General features: G+C 58.5%; 16 protein-coding genes and 1 pseudogene. 9 read left to right on the plus strand and 8 right to left on the minus strand.

The window, feature by feature from the left end; translation table 11 throughout:
- The first annotated feature begins 142 nt into the window (after positions 1-142).
- Complete coding sequence (locus AKJ29_RS01450) at positions 143-601, plus strand: Lrp/AsnC family transcriptional regulator (RefSeq protein ID WP_055187398.1); 459 nt, start codon at positions 143-145, stop codon at positions 599-601.
- A 117-nt stretch (positions 602-718) separates the two neighbouring features.
- Here AKJ29_RS01450 and AKJ29_RS01455 read toward each other — a convergent pair.
- Positions 719-1843, minus strand: a pseudogene (locus AKJ29_RS01455) (MFS transporter).
- Between the two features lie 97 nt (positions 1844-1940).
- On the opposite strand from AKJ29_RS01455, the gene zapE reads away from it, so the two are divergent.
- Complete coding sequence (gene zapE / locus AKJ29_RS01460) at positions 1941-3017, plus strand: cell division protein ZapE (RefSeq protein WP_055187495.1); 1077 nt, start codon at positions 1941-1943, stop codon at positions 3015-3017.
- Between the two features lie 99 nt (positions 3018-3116).
- Here zapE and AKJ29_RS19805 read toward each other — a convergent pair whose 3' ends face one another.
- The 5 genes from AKJ29_RS19805 to AKJ29_RS01485 form a co-directional block, all read right to left on the minus strand.
- On the minus strand, positions 3117-3920 hold the full coding sequence (locus AKJ29_RS19805; RefSeq protein ID WP_200909134.1) for a LysM peptidoglycan-binding domain-containing protein: 804 nt from the start codon (positions 3918-3920) through the stop codon (positions 3117-3119).
- Positions 3921-3928: 8 nt separating this feature from the next.
- Positions 3929-4558, minus strand: coding sequence for a rhodanese-like domain-containing protein (locus AKJ29_RS01470; protein WP_055187399.1), 630 nt, complete (start codon positions 4556-4558; stop codon positions 3929-3931).
- Between the two features lie 276 nt (positions 4559-4834).
- On the minus strand, positions 4835-6112 hold the full coding sequence (locus AKJ29_RS01475) for a bifunctional folylpolyglutamate synthase/dihydrofolate synthase (RefSeq protein ID WP_055187400.1): 1278 nt from the start codon (positions 6110-6112) through the stop codon (positions 4835-4837).
- 113 nt (positions 6113-6225) lie between these two features.
- The gene (gene accD / locus AKJ29_RS01480; RefSeq protein WP_055187497.1) at positions 6226-7188 is read right to left on the minus strand and encodes an acetyl-CoA carboxylase, carboxyltransferase subunit beta; all 963 of its coding nucleotides are present in this window, start codon (positions 7186-7188) and stop codon (positions 6226-6228) included.
- 28 nt (positions 7189-7216) lie between these two features.
- Positions 7217-8182, minus strand: coding sequence for a CPBP family intramembrane glutamic endopeptidase (locus AKJ29_RS01485; protein ID WP_055187401.1), 966 nt, complete (start codon positions 8180-8182; stop codon positions 7217-7219).
- A gap of 129 nt (positions 8183-8311) precedes the next feature.
- Between AKJ29_RS01485 and AKJ29_RS01490 the strand changes: the two genes are divergently transcribed.
- The 7 genes from AKJ29_RS01490 to AKJ29_RS01520 all read left to right on the plus strand — a co-directional run bounded on the left by AKJ29_RS01490 (position 8312) and on the right by AKJ29_RS01520 (position 14969).
- Complete coding sequence (locus AKJ29_RS01490; RefSeq protein ID WP_139231375.1) at positions 8312-8968, plus strand: hypothetical protein; 657 nt, start codon at positions 8312-8314, stop codon at positions 8966-8968.
- 112 nt (positions 8969-9080) lie between these two features.
- On the plus strand, positions 9081-9872 hold the full coding sequence (locus tag AKJ29_RS01495; RefSeq protein WP_055187403.1) for a DUF6478 family protein: 792 nt from the start codon (positions 9081-9083) through the stop codon (positions 9870-9872).
- A gap of 21 nt (positions 9873-9893) precedes the next feature.
- Entirely contained in the window at positions 9894-10271 is a 378-nt protein-coding gene (locus AKJ29_RS01500) for a hypothetical protein (RefSeq protein ID WP_055187404.1), read from the plus strand.
- Between the two features lie 4 nt (positions 10272-10275).
- Positions 10276-10773, plus strand: coding sequence for a 2-thiouracil desulfurase family protein (locus AKJ29_RS01505; protein WP_055187405.1), 498 nt, complete (start codon positions 10276-10278; stop codon positions 10771-10773).
- Positions 10774-10865: 92 nt separating this feature from the next.
- The gene (locus tag AKJ29_RS01510) at positions 10866-12893 is read left to right on the plus strand and encodes an FAD-dependent oxidoreductase (protein ID WP_055187406.1); all 2028 of its coding nucleotides are present in this window, start codon (positions 10866-10868) and stop codon (positions 12891-12893) included.
- Between the two features lie 53 nt (positions 12894-12946).
- The gene (locus AKJ29_RS01515; RefSeq protein WP_055187407.1) at positions 12947-13858 is read left to right on the plus strand and encodes an AEC family transporter; all 912 of its coding nucleotides are present in this window, start codon (positions 12947-12949) and stop codon (positions 13856-13858) included.
- Between the two features lie 205 nt (positions 13859-14063).
- Positions 14064-14969, plus strand: a complete 906-nt coding sequence (locus AKJ29_RS01520) for a LysR family transcriptional regulator (protein ID WP_055187408.1) — start codon at positions 14064-14066, stop codon at positions 14967-14969.
- Between the two features lie 100 nt (positions 14970-15069).
- Here AKJ29_RS01520 and AKJ29_RS01525 read toward each other — a convergent pair whose 3' ends face one another.
- Both AKJ29_RS01525 and AKJ29_RS01530 read right to left on the minus strand, forming a co-directional pair.
- Entirely contained in the window at positions 15070-16014 is a 945-nt protein-coding gene (locus tag AKJ29_RS01525) for an OmpA family protein (RefSeq protein WP_082392473.1), read from the minus strand.
- Positions 15986-16561: a peroxidase-related enzyme gene (locus AKJ29_RS01530; protein WP_055187409.1), complete on the minus strand. Its 576-nt coding sequence runs from the start codon at positions 16559-16561 to the stop codon at positions 15986-15988. Before AKJ29_RS01530 ends, AKJ29_RS01525 begins: the two co-directional genes overlap by 29 nt.
- Between the last annotated feature and the right edge of the window lie 8 nt (positions 16562-16569).

Below are 16569 nucleotides of genomic sequence, written 5' to 3' on the forward strand. Positions count from 1 at the left end.
TCCCTGCACCGTTGTTCTTAAACTGCCCTAATTTTGTGCAGAAATCCGGCGCAATTGTTTTGAAAGTTTTGCGGTGCTTGCTATGTTATCCTCGAATAAAATTCTGACGATAGCGCAATCAGCGCGAGGAAGTTGTGTGATAATGGAGCTTGACAGTATAGATCGCCGTATCCTGGGGGTGTTGCAAAAGACGGGCAGAATCTCAAATGCGGATCTGTCTGATCGCGTGAACCTGTCCCCTTCTGCCTGCCATCGGCGGGTCCAGCGCCTTGAGGCGGAGGGGTATATCAAGGATTATGTTGCCCTTTTGAATGCCCGAAAAATGAAGTGCCCCAGCACGGTGTTTGTCGAGATCACTCTTTCCGGTCAGGCGGATGAGGTGCTGGATGCATTTGAGCGTCAGGTGGCGCTGGTTCCAAATGTGCTTGAATGCCACCTGATGGCGGGGAAATCCGATTACCTGTTGAAAGTGGTAGCAGAAGATACCGAGGACTTCGCGCGCATTCATCGGCAGTATCTGGCCAGCCTGCCGGGGGTGCAGGGCATGCAGTCGAGTTTCGCGCTCCGGACTGTGTTTAAAACCACCGCGTTGCCAGTGTAAGAGCGGCTGCCGCGCCCTGTCGACCTGGTGGTCGAAGGGCTTGGCGGTGGCCTCGCTTTGCTCGGGAATGTCTTGCCTCCGGCGGGGATATTTTGAGCAAGAGGAAGGGGGGGGCGGCTATGCTGTGCGGGCTGCGAGTGGCGTTTCTTTTACGGGCAAATGGACAATTGCCGAGAAGGTGCCGATGCCCACTCCAAACCACCAGACCATGGTGTAATCCCCAAAGGCGTCATACATCCGCCCCCCGAGCCACACCCCAAGAAAGCTGCCCAACTGGTGTGAGACAAAGATGATCCCGTAAAGTGTCCCCATGTAACGTCGCCCATAGATATGGACGACCAGCCCTGATGTGAGCGGAACGGCCGCCAACCACAGGGACCCCATGGCAATGGAAAAACACGATCACCGAGGTTGGTGTGATTGGCATCATGATGAACAGGGCTGCGACAATGGTGCGCCCGACATAGATTGCGGCGAGCAGGTATTTCTTCGGCAGGCTTTTGCCCAGATACCCGGCCAGCAGGGTTCCGGCAATATTTGCAAGCCCGACCAGGGAAATCGAAATTGCCCCAAGCGCAGACGTGGTGGATACGCCGATTGAGGCCAATGTGCCGGATGGGTCGATTGCGCCGCACATTTCGGTTACGAAGGCCGGGAAATGTGCGGTGATGAAGGCCAGCTGATAGCCGCAGGAGAAGAACCCCAGAAAGATCAGCGTGTAGCTGGGGTCGCGAAAAGCTTTGCGCAGTATCTGGCCGAGGCTCTCTTCCAGCTCTGCCCGGGTTGCGGTGCTGCCTGTTTGTATCAGGGGCAGAAGCGCGAGGGTGGAGAGGATGGCAGCGGCGAAAACCAGGAACACGTCCTGCCAGGTCATCATGCTCAGAAGGAATTCCGCGACAGGGGCGCTGATTACCTGCCCGGCTGAGCCAGCAGCTGATGGGCGCCGGGTGTGACGGCGAAAGATGAGGCGACAAGCCCGAAGGCGTAGACAAGCGCCCCCATGATGATCGCCTTGCGGTCGCTCAGTTTCTCGGCAATGGCACCGAAGATCGGCTGGCCGAAGCCCCATGCAAGGTTCTGGATGGCAATGGCCAGCGAGAACTCCGCCCGTGGCCAGTTGAACTCCTGAGCGATTGGGATCTGGAACGCGCCAAAAGAGGCGCGGATCGCAAATCCGACCAGGATAATGAGGCAACCGGCCACAAGAACCGGTGAAATGAGGGGCGCGCGTGTTTTTGTCATGTCACAAACATCTCAAATTCGGCCGGACGGTCAATTCTTGGTTTCTGATGTATCGGTTCACCTTTCCTTATCTGACATCACGTTTTATGGATCGGACATGACCAGTCTGATCGAAATTTACTCTGAACTGGCCCGTAAGGGCGACATAACCCCGGATCCTGCACAAGAGGCCGTTTTGCCTGCGTTGGAGGATGTTCGTACGCATCTTGAGGCTGCCCCGGCCCGAAAGCGCGGTATTCTTGGCGGACTTTTCCATAAGCCTGTTGAAGTGCCGCAGGGGCTTTATCTTTGGGGTGGGGTTGGGCGTGGGAAATCCATGCTGATGGACCTTTTTGTCGAGAACCTGAATATTCCGGCCAAGCGTCGCGTGCATTTTCATGCCTTCATGCAGGAGGTGCACGAGGGTTTGAATGCCGCGCGCAAGACCGGGGTGGATGATCCGCTTGGTCCGGTAGCGGACAAGATCGCTGCTGATGTGCGCCTGTTTGCCTTTGATGAGATGCAGATTACCGACATCACGGATGCCATGATTGTCGGGCGGCTGTTTGAAAAGCTGTTTGACGCGGGTGTGGTGGTGGTGACCACATCAAACCGCCACCCGGATGAGCTTTACAAGGACGGTCTCAATCGACAGCTGTTCCTGCCCTTTATCCAACTGATCAAAGATCAGATGGTTGTGCATGAGCTGGTCAGCCCAAATGATTATCGGCAGGACCGGCTTGCGGGGGGGCAGGTCTATTTCTCACCGGCCAATGCCGAAGCGCGGGCTGAAATGAATGCGATCTGGCAGGACATGACCGGGGGGCATTCGGAGCCTCTGACCCTGTCGGTGAAGGGGCGGGACGTTGTCATTCCCGCGTATCGCAATGGTGCGGGGCGGGCAGGATTTCATGACCTGTGCGGGGCGATGCTTGGTCCGGGGGATTATCTTGTCATCGCGGATGCGCTGAAAGTGCTGGTGCTGGACAATATCCCCCGCCTGTCGCGCTCCAACTTCAATGAGGCAAAGCGGTTCGTCACGCTGATTGACGCGCTTTATGAGGCGAAGGTTCGCCTGATCGCCTCAGCAGCGGCCCTGCCGGAGATGCTCTATGTCGAGGGGGAGGGGTCGTTCGAATTCGAACGCACCGCCAGCCGCTTGCGCGAAATGCAGGACAAGGATTGGGGAAGCTGAGCTTGTCCCCGCGTTTTTCTGAATAGAGAGCCGCGCAGCCCTGCAGGGGGGGTGCGGCGCTTGCAGCATTTTTCCTGCCATGGCTGAGGTTGAAATGCCTTATGCTCCGGTGCTCAGCGAGGGGATGGTCAGGCGCTGACCGGCCCGAATTTGATCCGGGGTCGGCAACAGCCGGCGGTTGGCGTCAAAAATGCGCGTGTATTCACCGGCATCCCCGTAGAATTTCTGGGCAATGGCCCCCAGGCTGTCGCCGCGCTGCACCGTGTAGAACCGATATTGAAATGTCTTGTCTGCCTGCTGGACCACGCGAACTTCGACGCCTTTGCCGCCGGCAATCAGTTCATCACTTGGCGGGTGGACTGTTTCGCCGGTGGCTGCGCGGGCCAGCTGGTTGATCAGCGTGTCTTTGTCGATCTCACCTTCTGCCGTGCGCATCGCTGCGGGCACGGATATCATTCCGCGATCAATCGCTTCGCTCAGCAGGGCGCGGATCTGGTCATCGGAAGCCTGGGATATAGGCGTGCCTTCAGGTGCCTCGCTGTCCGTGATTGGGGGGACGCCCAGTCCGGCCAGAACGGATGAGGTCATCACCCGTAGCGGATCGATTTCGGTTTCGGGTGGGGTTTTTTCCACGCCCAACCCCGCCAGCACCGAGTTTGTAAGGTCCAGAAGGTCGTCCCTGGCGGGGTCTTGTGTCGCCTGTGACGTCGGGGTGTCGGCGCTGGCCGAGACGGTGGTGACCCGGGTGATCGGTTCAGCCATTTCCTGGGGGGTGGCCTGCGGCACGGAAGGCAGGGCGGTCTCCATGTCGGACGTGTTGGGCTGCAACAGGATCAGGATCAGAACGGCGGAGAAAAACCCGCCCCCGATAAGGGCATATTTATAGATTTCGTTTCTCGTCATCTGAAGTCTCAGTTCATGTTGGGGGTAATGGTCAACCCCAATGAGGACCACACCAGCATTCCACCCCGGTAATAGCGGATTTTATGTGCCGGATAGCCAGTGTTGATCAGGGCGCGGATGGCGCGGGGGCTTTGGTCACATCTGGGTCCGCTGCAGAAAATCATCAGGGGGGGTGCGTTTATGAAGTCCCACGTGGCACCAGTCTTGACGCCCCCAAGTGCTCGAAGAATTTCGTCCCGATAGGGGTTTTTGTCCGTGAGGGTTTCGGCCGGAACATTCAGGGCGCCGGGGATAGATCCTCTAGCAAACCAGTCGGGTGAGCGGCTGTCCAGCAGCAATCCCTGGCCGGATGCCACTTCATGTTCGAGGAATGCAATCACCTCCAGCTCCCCTACGGTGCTCACGCCGGGGGCGGCTTCCATTGCGGTCACGCAAGAAGGGGGGCACAGGGCTGAGGATTGGGAGAAGTCGGGGGGAAGTGGTGCGTCAGGGGTCTGGTTGCGGGTAATTGTGATCGGCTTGCCCTTGATCACGAAGCTGGCATTCGCCTTATCTTTCGTGATGTTGAGTTGCTGCGCGAAACTGGGCGCAGCCGCAACCACAAGCGCCAACATGGCGCCTACCGCGAAACGAACCATGAGACCCCCCCCAAGTCTATATGTACTGCTCGACAGGCCTGTCCGCTAAATCGAACTTATTGCCCGTAGAATGCCCTATATATAGAGCATGGAGGTGTAATTCGTCAATATTCTGGGGTGTGCCATAGGCTGTTGAGGCTCAACCCCGAAAAACCGAATCGTTTCAGTGGGATGAATCGCAAAGCTCACTTCTCCTTGAAACAAAACGAAAATTTTTTTTCACCTGTTTAGGGGAGGAACTGCTGGTTTGGTGGGTGATTTGGTCGTTCAGGCACATCACCCATTGGTCTTCAGAATGTCGCCCGCAAGGTAAAGTGAGCCGCAAATCAAGACACGACAGTCGGGATCTTTGGCCACGAGTGCCCTAAGGGCCGCTTCGGCGCTGTCGGCGGTTTTTGCCTGCATTCCCACGGCCTTGGCTTCAGCCGCGGTTGTTTCGGCGGGCAGGGTATTGATTTCGTTGGGGATCGAAATGGCGGTCAGGCTGTCGGAAACAGCGGCCAGCGGGCGCAGATAACCCGCGATATCCTTGGTGTTGAGCATGCCGCAGATCAGATGGGTTGCACGTTCGGGCAGATCCGCCAGAACCTTGGCCAGGGTTTCGCCAGCTGCGGGGTTGTGCCCACCATCCAGCCACAGTTCGGCCTTTCCTGCGGCGTCGACCAGCGGCCCGGTTTTCAGCCGTTGCATCCGGGCGGGCCAGGTCACGTCGCGCATGGCGGCTTCGCAGGCGGTTTCGTCAAACCCCAACACGCGCAGCGCGGCAATGGCGGCACCGGCATTTTCGATTTGGTGCGGGCCAATCAGGGCAGGCAGGGGCAGGTCCAAGAGTCCGTTCTCATCCTGAAAGATCAGTCGCCCGCGCTCTTCCCACATATGCCAATGCTGCCCGTGCACATAGAGCGGGCACCCCAGTTTGGCTGCGCGCGCTTCGATCACTTCCAGCGCTTCCTCGGGCTGCGGCCCAACCACGCAGGGCACCCCGCGCTTCAGGATACCCGCCTTTTCACCGGCAATTGCGGTGAGGGTTTCGCCAAGGAATTGGGTGTGGTCGATCGAGATCGGGGTGAGGATGGTTAATGCAGGCCTGTCCACCACATTTGTGGCATCCAGCCGCCCACCCAGCCCCGTTTCCAAAAGCGTGTAATCCCCGGGCGTTTCGGCAAAGGCCATGAGGCCGGCCACAGTGGTGATCTCGAAATAGGTGATGTTCTCGCCATTATTGCGGGCATAACAGCGATCCAGCACTTCGCTCAGGGCGTCTTCGGTGATCAGTTCGCCCGCCAACCGGATGCGCTCGTGAAAGCGGGCCAGATGGGGCGAGGTATAGGCGTGCACTTTTTTACCCACCCCTTCCAGCCCCGCGCGCAGCATGGCCTGGGTTGACCCTTTGCCATTGGTGCCAGCCAGATGGATCACCGGCGGTAATTTGTCCTGCGGGTTGCCCACCTGCTCCAGCAGGCGCCAGACACGATCCAGGGTCAGATCAATGATCTTCGGATGCAGGGCCATCATGCGGTCAAGGATAATGTCGGAAGAAGGCGCGTTGGTCATGGGGGCATGTCTCGGATGCTGTGGTCACGATTTGCGATCTCCTACCCGATTCCATGCGGGCAGGAGGGACAGTTTACGACGTATTGCGGGCAAAGAACGGGTCTGTGCCAGGCTCAGCTTTTGTCGGAGCTTTCCTCGGAAGTCGCGGTGTCGGGCGCAGCGGGGGCCTCTTCCTTCGGGGTGTCTTCCGCAGGGCTTGGGGCAGGCAGATCTCCGGCGACGGCAGGCCCGAGGCCCATCAACATCCGCAGGATCGTCACCAGTTCCGATTTCATCTCTTTGCGGTGGGTGACGCGATCGAGCATGCCGTGATCCAGCAGGTATTCCGCGCGCTGGAACCCTTCGGGCAGCTTTTCGCGGATGGTCTGTTCAATCACGCGCGGACCTGCAAAGCAGATCAGGGCGTTGGGTTCGGCAATATGCACATCCCCCAGCATGGCGTAAGAGGCGGTCACGCCACCTGTGGTCGGGTGGGTCAGCACGACGATATAGGGCAGGTTCGCTTCCTTGAGCATTTGGACCGCCACCGTGGTGCGCGGCATCTGCATCAGGCTCAGGATCCCTTCCTGCATCCGGGCGCCACCTGCGGCGGAGAACAGGACCAGCGGGCGTTTCAGGGCCACGGCCCGTTCGGCAGCGGCGATGATCGCATTGCCCACATACATGCCCATGGAACCACCCATGAAGCTGAAATCCTGCGCTGCCGCCACGATGGGCGTGCGACCGATTTCGCCTTCGGCCACCAGCATAGCTTCGCGCTCGCCAGTGGATTTACGGGCCCCTTTCATACGCTCAGGGTATTTCTTTTGATCCTTGAACTGGAGCGGATCGTCAATCGGCGCCGGCACCTCGACCTCGGCGAAGACACCGCCATCAAACAGGCCGATGAACCGGTCACGCGGAGTGATCGCCATGTGGTGATCGCAATTGGTACAGACATTCAGGTTTTCGGCCAGCTCCCGGTGAAAGAGCATCGTGCCGCATTCTTTGCATTTGGTCCAAAGGTTCTCGGGCACTTCGCGGCGCGAGAACAGGGAATTGATGCGTGGGCGGACGTAGTTCGAGATCCAGTTCATCGCCATATCCTTCGTCGTTTGGGCCTAGTTAATCTTCCCCGACGGCATTTGCAATTGCCTGAGGGGTTTTTGGCGTTCGGGGGGCCAGCCGCCACCAGAGTGCAAAGGCCAGCGCGCTGGCCGTGGTCTGCATCAGGATCGACGCGCCGACATAGGGGCTGGTCAGGTCCGGGGCGGACAGGAATAATGACAAGCCATCGAGGCTGCCTTCATTGCCCAGAACCAGCAATGTGCTGTTATTGGCCATATGCAGCCCGGCAGCGGCGCCGATATTGCCGGTGCGCAATGTGATCAGGGACAGGATGACGCCGACCACCGTCGTGTGCAGCACGTAGAAATAGGCGTTTATGCCATAGGTCGTGGGGTCAAAATGCAGCAGCCCGAAGATGAGCGATGGCAGCAGACCCCAAATCCAGAAACTCTGAAACCGTGCCCGCAGCTGTTGCAGCAGATAACCGCGAAACACCAGCTCTTCCGCCATGATCTGTAGGAAAATCAACCCAAGCGCAAAGGGCAGGAGGGTGATCCAGTGGGCAAAGCCCATATGCTGGAATATGTCCGGCGGGGTGATGCTTGTCCCCGGCAGATGGCCGCTTGTTTCAATCAGCGCGGTTGCCAAGGCAATGGTTAGGGCCGCAATCACCCCATAGGCAAAATGGCGCCAGCGGACTTTCCGTGTCGGCCCGAACAGACTGCGATAGGGGCGTTTATGCAAAAACCGCACCACCACCCACAGGCCGATATGATAGCCGATAAAGGTGGCGAAAAAGACCATGGCCTTGGTGGGTGTACCCGCATCAAGCACCGATTGCGGGTTGAAGCCAAGAAGGGCACCACCTGCCAGGATGATACCAAAGGTGGCCGCGAAAAAAGTGACATGAATCAGGAACAGCCCCAGAAGGCTGCGCCACAGCTGGGGGGAACTCTGTGCAGGGGTCCAAAACGCGTCCGCGCCGGAGGATGGGCCGGAGGATGGGAGGGAGACATCAGTCATAATGGGGTCCTTATAGATATCTCTCAAGTTTAGCCCGCGTGGGTCTGGTCGCAACGGGGAAAAGTGAAAGATCGACGGCTTGTCCGATCGAATTTGCTCTTGTATGTCGGAAAGAGTGGAGGGCGTTCCTTGCGTAATTTATTGGTATTGATGTGGTTTCTGGGCCTGTCGGCATGCGTCGCCGGAGGCGGGCAGGTGTTGTCCGGGGCGGCGGCGCCCAAGAAACAGGCTGTGCTTCAGGGGGGAATGCAAGTGGCTGGTCCATCGGGGTTTTGCGTGATCCGCTCTGGCATTCGCGAAGATGAGACCAGCGCCTTTGTCCCTCTTGGCCCCTGTGCGTCCCTTTCTGGTCGGAAACAGGCGCGGGACCCGCAGTTTCTGTTGTCAGCATCGATCCAGCGGGTAGAGGCTTTGGCAACCCGTTCTCAAAGGGAAATTACAAGTGAACTAAAGGTCGACATGATGCAGGTGGCCCTTGGGGAGGGCGCTGAAATCCTGTCGTCGCGCCAGCAGGGAGCGGCACTGATTGCCAAGACACGGGGGCCCCAACCGGTGGGCGAACTGACCAAAACGCAATGGCGCGCTCTGTTTTTGCATGGGTCCTTTGTGGTGGCGCTTAATGTTTCGGAATTTGCCGGGGCCACCGGCTCTGAAGGAGATGGTGAGGCGATCCTGTTGGCGTTTCTGGCGCAGATGCAGGCGGGAAACCCCAAGACGGAAATGGCCGCAGCTCCAGCTGAGGCACAAACCGGACCGGCGAAGCTTTTTCGGCGTTTGCTGAATTGAAACTATTCGGTTTGAATATGGAAACAATCGCCATAAATATGGCAGTGTCAAAGAGTTAACCGAATCCCATCCTCACGGATCTAATTGAACGGACCGCAGCAGAACTGATCTCATGGCCAAATACGCAACTGGACTTAGACATCGCCTTATTCAATGGAGGGCCACCCGGCACTGGACGAAATTGGCGCGTCTTGCGAAAGGGGCAGACCTTGCATCCCTGCGTGTCATGCGATCCGGGGCGCGGCATTTGCAGGCCAGGCTGGACCAGGTGATCCGGATTGCCGACAGTCGCCTTGCGCTGCCTTTGATTGGGTCCAATGCCTTTGCCAAACCGCTTTATAGTGACTGGTCCTATCGCCCCGAGCTGTGGCGCGAGCCGATTGCCCCGATCGGGATTGCAGCCGCGCCCAGCAAAACGAGCTTTGGCGACGAGGTGATGCTGTTTCATGATTGCCGATATTCGGAATTAACCATGCGCCAAGTGCGCAATACGCGCGAAAGTGACCTGGCCCCATTTGGCTTGCGCATGGATGTGTTCCGCTTTGATGGCTCGTTTCTGTCCCTCGTGATCGAGATGCCGCAAAGCGCCGTAGAAGGATTGAAACGGCGCCATCTGGTGCGCATGAATGCCGTGGTTGAGATGGAAAAACCTTTGGAAGTCTTTGCCCGCCTCAATATCAAACATGGCCCCAATACCGAGCAAATGGTGCGTGAGCTGCCCTTTGGGGATCTGGATGAAACCGACCGCGCGGAGGTTGAGATCGAATTTGATCTTGCCTACACAAATATGAACGAAAAACGCGTCGAGCGGATGTGGATCGACCTGGTGATCGAAAACCCGGAGATGAGCCAAATTGTGCTGCGCGATCTCACATTCAGCCGCCGCCCGCGTGCCGAAGTCTAATCGCTGCCGAAAGGAACCAACATGGCCGAAATGACCCTGACAAAAGCGCGCATTCTGGCAGGGGTCTGGGAAGGCGAGCTGACGGTGACTGGCGGCTCCTCCCTGCCTGAAATCGAAGTGTCCCATCTGGCAAAGCCCTTGCTGGGGGCATCGGTGGAACCGCTCCCCGATCAGACCAGCCGCTATCTTGTGCGCGTACCGATTCCGTCTGAATTGTTGAGCGAGGGGGTGCAGACCTTCGTGATTGCCGACAAGGCCAGTGGTGAAAAGCTTTCGCATTTCTCTGTCGTGGTTGGTCAGCCACTTGATGACGATGTTCGGGCCGAGATGGACCTGCTGCGCGCTGAGCTTGATATGCTGAAACGTGCATTTCGCAAACATTGCCTGGAAACTGCGTGACCGGATGTCAAAGCGGACCCGCGTCTTGATCAGTGCCTGCCTGCTGGGGCAGAAAGTGCGCTATGACGGACAGGCCAAAATGCTGCCGGGCGATCCGCTGTCACATCTTGAGGGGCTGGCTGAACTGATCCCGTTCTGTCCGGAACTGGCGGGGGGGCTTCCGGTGCCGCGCAGCCCCGCCGAAATCGAACCCGGATTTTGCGGAGATGATGTTCTTGCAGGTCGCGCGCGTGTGCTTGATCTCAGCGGTGAAGATGTGACCGCCGCGTTTATCGAAGGGGCCCAAAAGGCCGTGACCTTCGCCCTTGCGCAGAATTGCACCCATGCGCTGTTGACCGAGGCCAGCCCCTCCTGCGGGTCGCGGGTTCTTTATAGTGGGCACCATGATGGGCAAAAGCGGGCGGGGCATGGGGTCACAACATCTGTGCTGCGGTTGGCTGGGATTGCGGTCTTCTCTCCCGACGAGCTAGAAGTACTCTGCCTTGAGCTGGGTCGGTCCTGAGGTAATTTTACAGATTTACGCTGCGTTTCAGGTGACAGTGCTTTACGTGCACGTCAATGTGTTGGGACGAATGCCAATCACAGGATCCCACCATGACCAGCTATCCCCACCTTCTTGCGCCACTTGACCTCGGCTTCACCACGCTGAAGAACCGCGTTCTGATGGGGTCGATGCATACCGGGCTGGAAGAGCGCGGTGACTGGGAGCGGGTGGCTGCGTTTTACGGTGCGCGGGCGCGTGGCGGGGCCGGGCTGATTGTCACCGGGGGGATGGCCCCAAATGCCGAAGGGGGTGTGTACCCCGGGGCGGCGGGGCTTTACACAGATGCCGATATTGCCAACCATAAGTCGGTCACTGACCGGGTGCATGAAGAGGGTGGCAAGATCGCCATGCAAATCCTTCATGCGGGGCGCTATGCCTATGGGCCGGACTGCGTGTCGGCCAGTGCGGTGAAGTCACCGATCTCTCCTTTCCCGCCAAAGGCCTTGGATGAGGAGGGGATCCAGAAACAGATTGCCGACTTTGCCACCGCCGCGGCCCGTGCCAAACAGGCGGGCTATGACGGGGTTGAGGTGATGGGGTCCGAGGGATATTTCCTCAACCAGTTTCTGGTCACCCATACAAATAAGCGTGAGGATCGCTGGGGTGGTTCATATGAAAACCGGATGCGTCTGCCGATCGAAGTGGTCAAGGCTGTGCGCGCGGCGGTGGGCCCGGACTTCATCGTGATCTATCGGCTGTCGATGATCGACCTTGTTCCAAACGGGTCTTCCTTTGACGAGGTGGTCCAGCTTGCGAAAGAGATCGAGAAGGCGGGCGCCACGATCATCAATACCGGTATCGGCTGGCATGAGGCGCGCATCCCGACCATTGCTACCTCGGTGCCGCGCGCGGCGTTCACATGGGTGACGAAGAAACTGATGGGGCAGGTGTCGATCCCGGTCATCACCTCCAACCGCATCAACACGCCGGCTGTGGGGGAAGAGGTTCTGTCCAGCGGCGCCGCGGATATGGTGTCGATGGCGCGGCCTTTCCTTGCGGACCCGGATTTTGTCGCCAAGGCGGCCGCGGGTGAGGCGGATCGAATTGCGCCCTGTATTGCGTGCAATCAGGCCTGTCTGGACCACACGTTCAACGGCAAGATCTCGACCTGCCTGGTGAACCCGCGCGCCTGTTACGAGACCGAACTGCGCTATGACATGACCGATACACCGAAATCCATTGCCATTGTTGGGGCGGGCCCCGCGGGGTTGTCCACAGCGCTGGTTGCGGATGAGCGGGGGCATGATGTCACCCTGTTTGATCGTGCGGATCAGGTGGGGGGGCAACTCAACATGGCGAAGAAAATTCCGGGTAAGGAAGAGTTCATCGGGCTGGTGGACTGGTATGCGCGGATGGTGGAGGCCTCTGACATCGACTTGCAGCTGGGCAAGGACGTGCAGGCTGAGGATCTGGTGGGCTTTGATGAGGTGATCATCGCCACCGGCGTCACTCCGCGCGACCCGGCCATCGAAGGACAGGACAGCGACAAGGTGTTGTCCTATATCGACGTGCTGCGCGACGGGGCGCAAGTTGGCGATCGTGTGGTCATCATTGGCGCGGGTGGTATCGGCTTTGACATGGCCGAGTTCCTGACCCAGGCCGGGGAAAGCCCCAGCGAGAACCTGAACGAATGGCTTGCCGAATGGGGGGTGGCCGATCCGGGTGAGGTGCGCGGGGGGCTGTCACCAGAGGGACCTAGGCCCGAAGCTCCCGCCCGTCAGGTGACGTTGCTGCAACGCAAGGCGCAGGCGCTGGGCAAGGGATTGGGGAAAACCACCGGCTGGATCCACCGCGCGACCCTCAAGATGAAGGGTGTCGAGATGGTGGGCGGTGTGAATTATGAGCGCATTACCGAAGACGGGTTGATGGTGTCGTCGGGTGAAGCGCGGGAAAACCCGCGTGTGATCGAGGTCGACAACGTGATTCTCTGCGCCGGGCAGATCCCCAATCGCACACTTGCTGATCAACTTGCTGAAAAAGGCATCACTGCTCATGTGATTGGCGGGGCTGATGTCGCGGCAGAGCTTGACGCCAAACGTGCCATTGACCAAGGATCGCGACTGGCGGCATCGCTTTGATCTGAACCATCAGGCAGGCAAGACACCGGGTGCCATCTGGAAATGAGGTCCCCATGCTGTTTCTTGCGATCTTCCTTGGATTGATGCCCTCCTTCCTGCTGGTCGGGCTGGGGGGGCTGCTGCGGCGTCGGCTGTCGGACAATGCCTGGCAGGGGCTGGATCGGCTGAATTTCGAAATCCTCTTTCCTGCGCTTTTGTTCGTCGCGGCCTCCTCTCGGCCGATTGAAATGTCAAAAGTGGCGGTCATCGGGCCTGCGGTCTGGGTCATTCTGCTGGCAGGGCTTTTGCTGGGCTGGTTTGCGCGGGCTTTCGGACCCGACCTGTTCCTTGATTTTGCTGGAGCGTGGCAGGTGGGATGGCGCTTCAACACAGCAGTCGGGTTGGTGGCGGTTGGGTTATTGCAGCGTGGCAGCATGGCGGAGATGGCCGTGGCGGTTGGTATGGCCGTGCCTGTGGCCAATCTTTTTGCGGTGTCTGCGCTGTCGCGCGGGGGATCCATGGGGTTGGGGGCGACCTTTCGAAAAGTGGCCCTGAACCCGTTTCTGCTTGCCTCTCTTGGGGGGGTGATTTTCGGTCTTATGGGGTGGCGTTTACCGGGCCCGATCCTAGCGCCGCTGGACATGCTTGCGCGTGCTGCGATTCCTATCGCGCTTTTGTCCATCGGGGCCACGATGAACTGGGGGGCGTTGGCGCGGCTTGACCGGTTCAACGGCGCAATCTGTGCAATCAAGCTGGTGATCCTGCCTGCGCTGACCCTTCTGGGGGGGCTTTTGGTTGGGGTGTCGCCTGAAATCGGATCGGTGCTGGTGTTGTTTGCGGCGCTGCCTACCGCGTCAGCCTCCCATGTTCTGGCCTCGGCCTTTGGGGCAAACCGTGAGCTGGTCGCCACGCTGATTGCACAAACAACGTTGTTGTCAGCGGTGACATTGCCAATTTGGATCACGTTTGCGGCATATTTTTTCTAAGGGTTTTCGATCATCTTTCGTCTGAAAAGGGCCTGATCCCAACAGGTTACGGGTGCGCGCCCAGAGGAATGGCGCGACCGGATTGGAGCTGTGCCCTAAACGGTGCGCCTAATTTCCCCCTTATTGTCCGTTACTGTTCACAGTCTTGCCCCAATTGGCTGCGATACAATCCAGTGCTGGGGATAGTATTGTAGAAAGATAAAAAATGGATCGACTGACCGAAATGGAAGCCTTTGCCACTGTTGTGGACCAAGGTGGATTTACGGATGCTGCCAAGAAAATGGGGATCTCCAAGTCTGCTGTTTCCAAACATGTATCCAGCCTCGAAGCCCGTCTTGGTGCGCGTCTGCTCAATCGCACCACACGCCGGGTAAGCCCCACGGAAATTGGTCTGGCCTATTATGATCGTGCCCGCCGCGTTTTGAATGATGCGGGTGAGGCGGACAGTCTGGTCACATCCATGCAATCGGCCCCCTCCGGCATTTTGCGGATTTCAGTCGCAACCGATTTTGGTGTGAACCACCTCAGCCCCATTTTGGGCAACTTTCTGCAGGAATTCCCGGATATCAACGTAAACATGGTGCTGAACAACCGGTATGTTGAGTTGATCAGCGAAGGGTTTGACATGGCCATCCGTGTGGGGGAGCTGGAAGACAGCTCTCTGCGCGCCCGCAAAATTGCCGAAACCACTCGCCGCATGGTCGGCAGCCCCGCCTATTTCGAGAAATATGGCCGTCCCGAGCGGATTGACGATCTGAACAACCACAAGCTTCTGCATTATTCCAGCCAAAGCTCAGGCAATGTGTGGAAACTTCCCGCACCGTCCGGGGAAATCCGTCAGGTGCGCTCCGCCGGGTGGCTGTCGGTGAATGACGGGCAGTCGCTTCTGAATGCGGCCATTTCCGGGCTTGGCATCGCCTATCTTCCCAGCTTCCTTTATGCCGATGCGCTGGAGCAGGGTCTGGTCGAGGACGCCATTCCAGATCTGCCAATGGACAGTCAGGGGATCTATGCGATCTACCCTCCGGGGCGCTTTACCCAACCGAAAGTGCGCGCTTTCATTGATTTCCTGGTCCATGCCTTTGCTGAAAAAGGCCCGGACAACTGGTAACACCAGATTGTTCTGCATATCGCCTGTCCTGACATTTACCGTCTTTGGGACAACTGAGCAGCCGGGCTTCCCCGTGCTGCTCTTTTTTTGCAGTCAGGCGTTACTCGGTGTTCAGCAAGACCGCTTCGACGCGACGATTCAGCTCGCGCCCTTCCGCAGTCAGGTTGCTGGCGATGGGGGAAAGATAGCCAACCCCGTCTGCCTGCAGGCGTGTGGAAGAGATGCCATACTCCTCGATCAGTCGGGCGCGCACGCTGGCTGCGCGTTTGTGCGACAGGGCGATGTTGCCCTCAAGGCTGCCTTCGGCATCGGTGTGGCCAACCAGCGCAAGGCGGGCATCTGGAGCATCGGTCAGAAACTGGGCCAGGTCTGCCAGCTGCGCATTTGATCCAGCGGCAAGGGTTGAGGACCCCGTGTCGAAACTGACCTCGGTCAAGACGACATGTCCATTTGTGTTCAGCTCTGTCCCAAGGTCCCCAAAGGTCTGGTTTCGGGCCGGGGTGGTGCTGACACTGGTTGGGGGGCTGCCCGTCTGAGAGCGAGATATCTGAACAAACCCATCGGTGCCCCCGTGGCTGACCAGCAGCCCCACAAAGTCATCGCCCTTGCGCAAGGTGGCATATTGAAAGGCGCTCAGATCAATGAACAGATCCGGTGCGCCAAACTTCCCGACCTCAAAACGGAAATCATAGCCCCCGCAGGACACCGCCTGACAGCGAAACACCTGCTGGTATCCCTGTTCCGAGAGTTGATCGAGCAACGGGGTCAGCAATTGAAAATTGGTCTGTTCATTACCGATGATCTGCCACGCCTCTATCCGCATCTCGCCGGGCGGCGTGAACAGGGGAACCTTTGTTCCGTCAAACCTCGCGCGGGCAAATTCCGCGGGGCTGAGCGTGATTTCATTGGTTCTGACCGCGCCCGCCGGCAACTCCAATGCCGCCGCAGGCAGGGCCATGGAAAGGGTCAGAACCAGACTGAGCACAGGACGTATCATCGTGGCAGAAATGGTCGTGTTACCGGGCGCTTGCGTGATAGGCGTCATTCGGTTTCATCCCAACGGCAGAGGCCATTCGGTTGGACATTGAGAAAAAGCCCACGGTTGCGGCGATGTCCCAGATGTCCCGGTCGGAAAAGCCCAGTATGCGCAGGGCCTGGCGGTCATGTTCTTCGATTTCCGCAGAGGATTTCGTGACTTTTTCGGCAAAGGCCAGCATGCCGCGCTGGCGATCATCCAGATCGGCAACGCGCCAGTTCATCACCATCGCCTCCCCCAGCTTTTGGTCCCCGGACAGCTCGCGCACCGCCGCCCCATGGGCCACCTGGCAATACCAACAGCGATTGACCGAGCTGACCACCACAGCGATCATCTCGCGTTCCAGCTTGGTCAGTCCGCTTTCCCCCAGCATCAGCTCATTATACATCGCCATGAAGGGGCGCAGTTTTTCCATGTCGAAAGCATAGGCTTTGAGAACATTTGGCACGAGGCCAAGCTTCTCGTCGCAGATGTCGAAATATTTCTGAATATCCTCAGGCAGCGGATCGACCATTGGCAGATCCAGCGCCGTTACCCGTTCTGTTTTCTGCCCCATCTTCTGCT

Origin of the sequence: Aliiroseovarius crassostreae, assembly GCF_001307765.1 — a bacterium.
Lineage (GTDB): Bacteria > Pseudomonadota > Alphaproteobacteria > Rhodobacterales > Rhodobacteraceae > Aliiroseovarius > Aliiroseovarius crassostreae.

Bases quoted from the DNA above. Each gene is read 5' to 3' on its own strand.
- AKJ29_RS01450 (WP_055187398.1), top strand. From the start codon at position 143: ATGGAGCTTGACAGTATAGATCGCCGTATCCTGGGGGTGTTGCAAAAG.
- AKJ29_RS01475 (WP_055187400.1), bottom strand. From the start codon at position 6,112: ATGACCAACGCGCCTTCTTCCGACATTATCCTTGACCGCATGATGGCC.
- AKJ29_RS01505 (WP_055187405.1), top strand. From the start codon at position 10,276: ATGTCAAAGCGGACCCGCGTCTTGATCAGTGCCTGCCTGCTGGGGCAG.
- AKJ29_RS01485 (WP_055187401.1), bottom strand. From the start codon at position 8,182: ATGACTGATGTCTCCCTCCCATCCTCCGGCCCATCCTCCGGCGCGGAC.
- zapE (WP_055187495.1), top strand. From the start codon at position 1,941: ATGACCAGTCTGATCGAAATTTACTCTGAACTGGCCCGTAAGGGCGAC.
- accD (WP_055187497.1), bottom strand. From the start codon at position 7,188: ATGAACTGGATCTCGAACTACGTCCGCCCACGCATCAATTCCCTGTTC.
- AKJ29_RS01500 (WP_055187404.1), top strand. From the start codon at position 9,894: ATGGCCGAAATGACCCTGACAAAAGCGCGCATTCTGGCAGGGGTCTGG.
- AKJ29_RS01510 (WP_055187406.1), top strand. From the start codon at position 10,866: ATGACCAGCTATCCCCACCTTCTTGCGCCACTTGACCTCGGCTTCACC.
- AKJ29_RS01495 (WP_055187403.1), top strand. From the start codon at position 9,081: ATGGCCAAATACGCAACTGGACTTAGACATCGCCTTATTCAATGGAGG.
- AKJ29_RS01525 (WP_082392473.1), bottom strand. From the start codon at position 16,014: ATGACGCCTATCACGCAAGCGCCCGGTAACACGACCATTTCTGCCACG.
- AKJ29_RS01470 (WP_055187399.1), bottom strand. From the start codon at position 4,558: ATGGTTCGTTTCGCGGTAGGCGCCATGTTGGCGCTTGTGGTTGCGGCT.
- AKJ29_RS01530 (WP_055187409.1), bottom strand. From the start codon at position 16,561: ATGGGGCAGAAAACAGAACGGGTAACGGCGCTGGATCTGCCAATGGTC.
- AKJ29_RS19805 (WP_200909134.1), bottom strand. From the start codon at position 3,920: ATGACGAGAAACGAAATCTATAAATATGCCCTTATCGGGGGCGGGTTT.
- AKJ29_RS01515 (WP_055187407.1), top strand. From the start codon at position 12,947: ATGCTGTTTCTTGCGATCTTCCTTGGATTGATGCCCTCCTTCCTGCTG.
- AKJ29_RS01520 (WP_055187408.1), top strand. From the start codon at position 14,064: ATGGATCGACTGACCGAAATGGAAGCCTTTGCCACTGTTGTGGACCAA.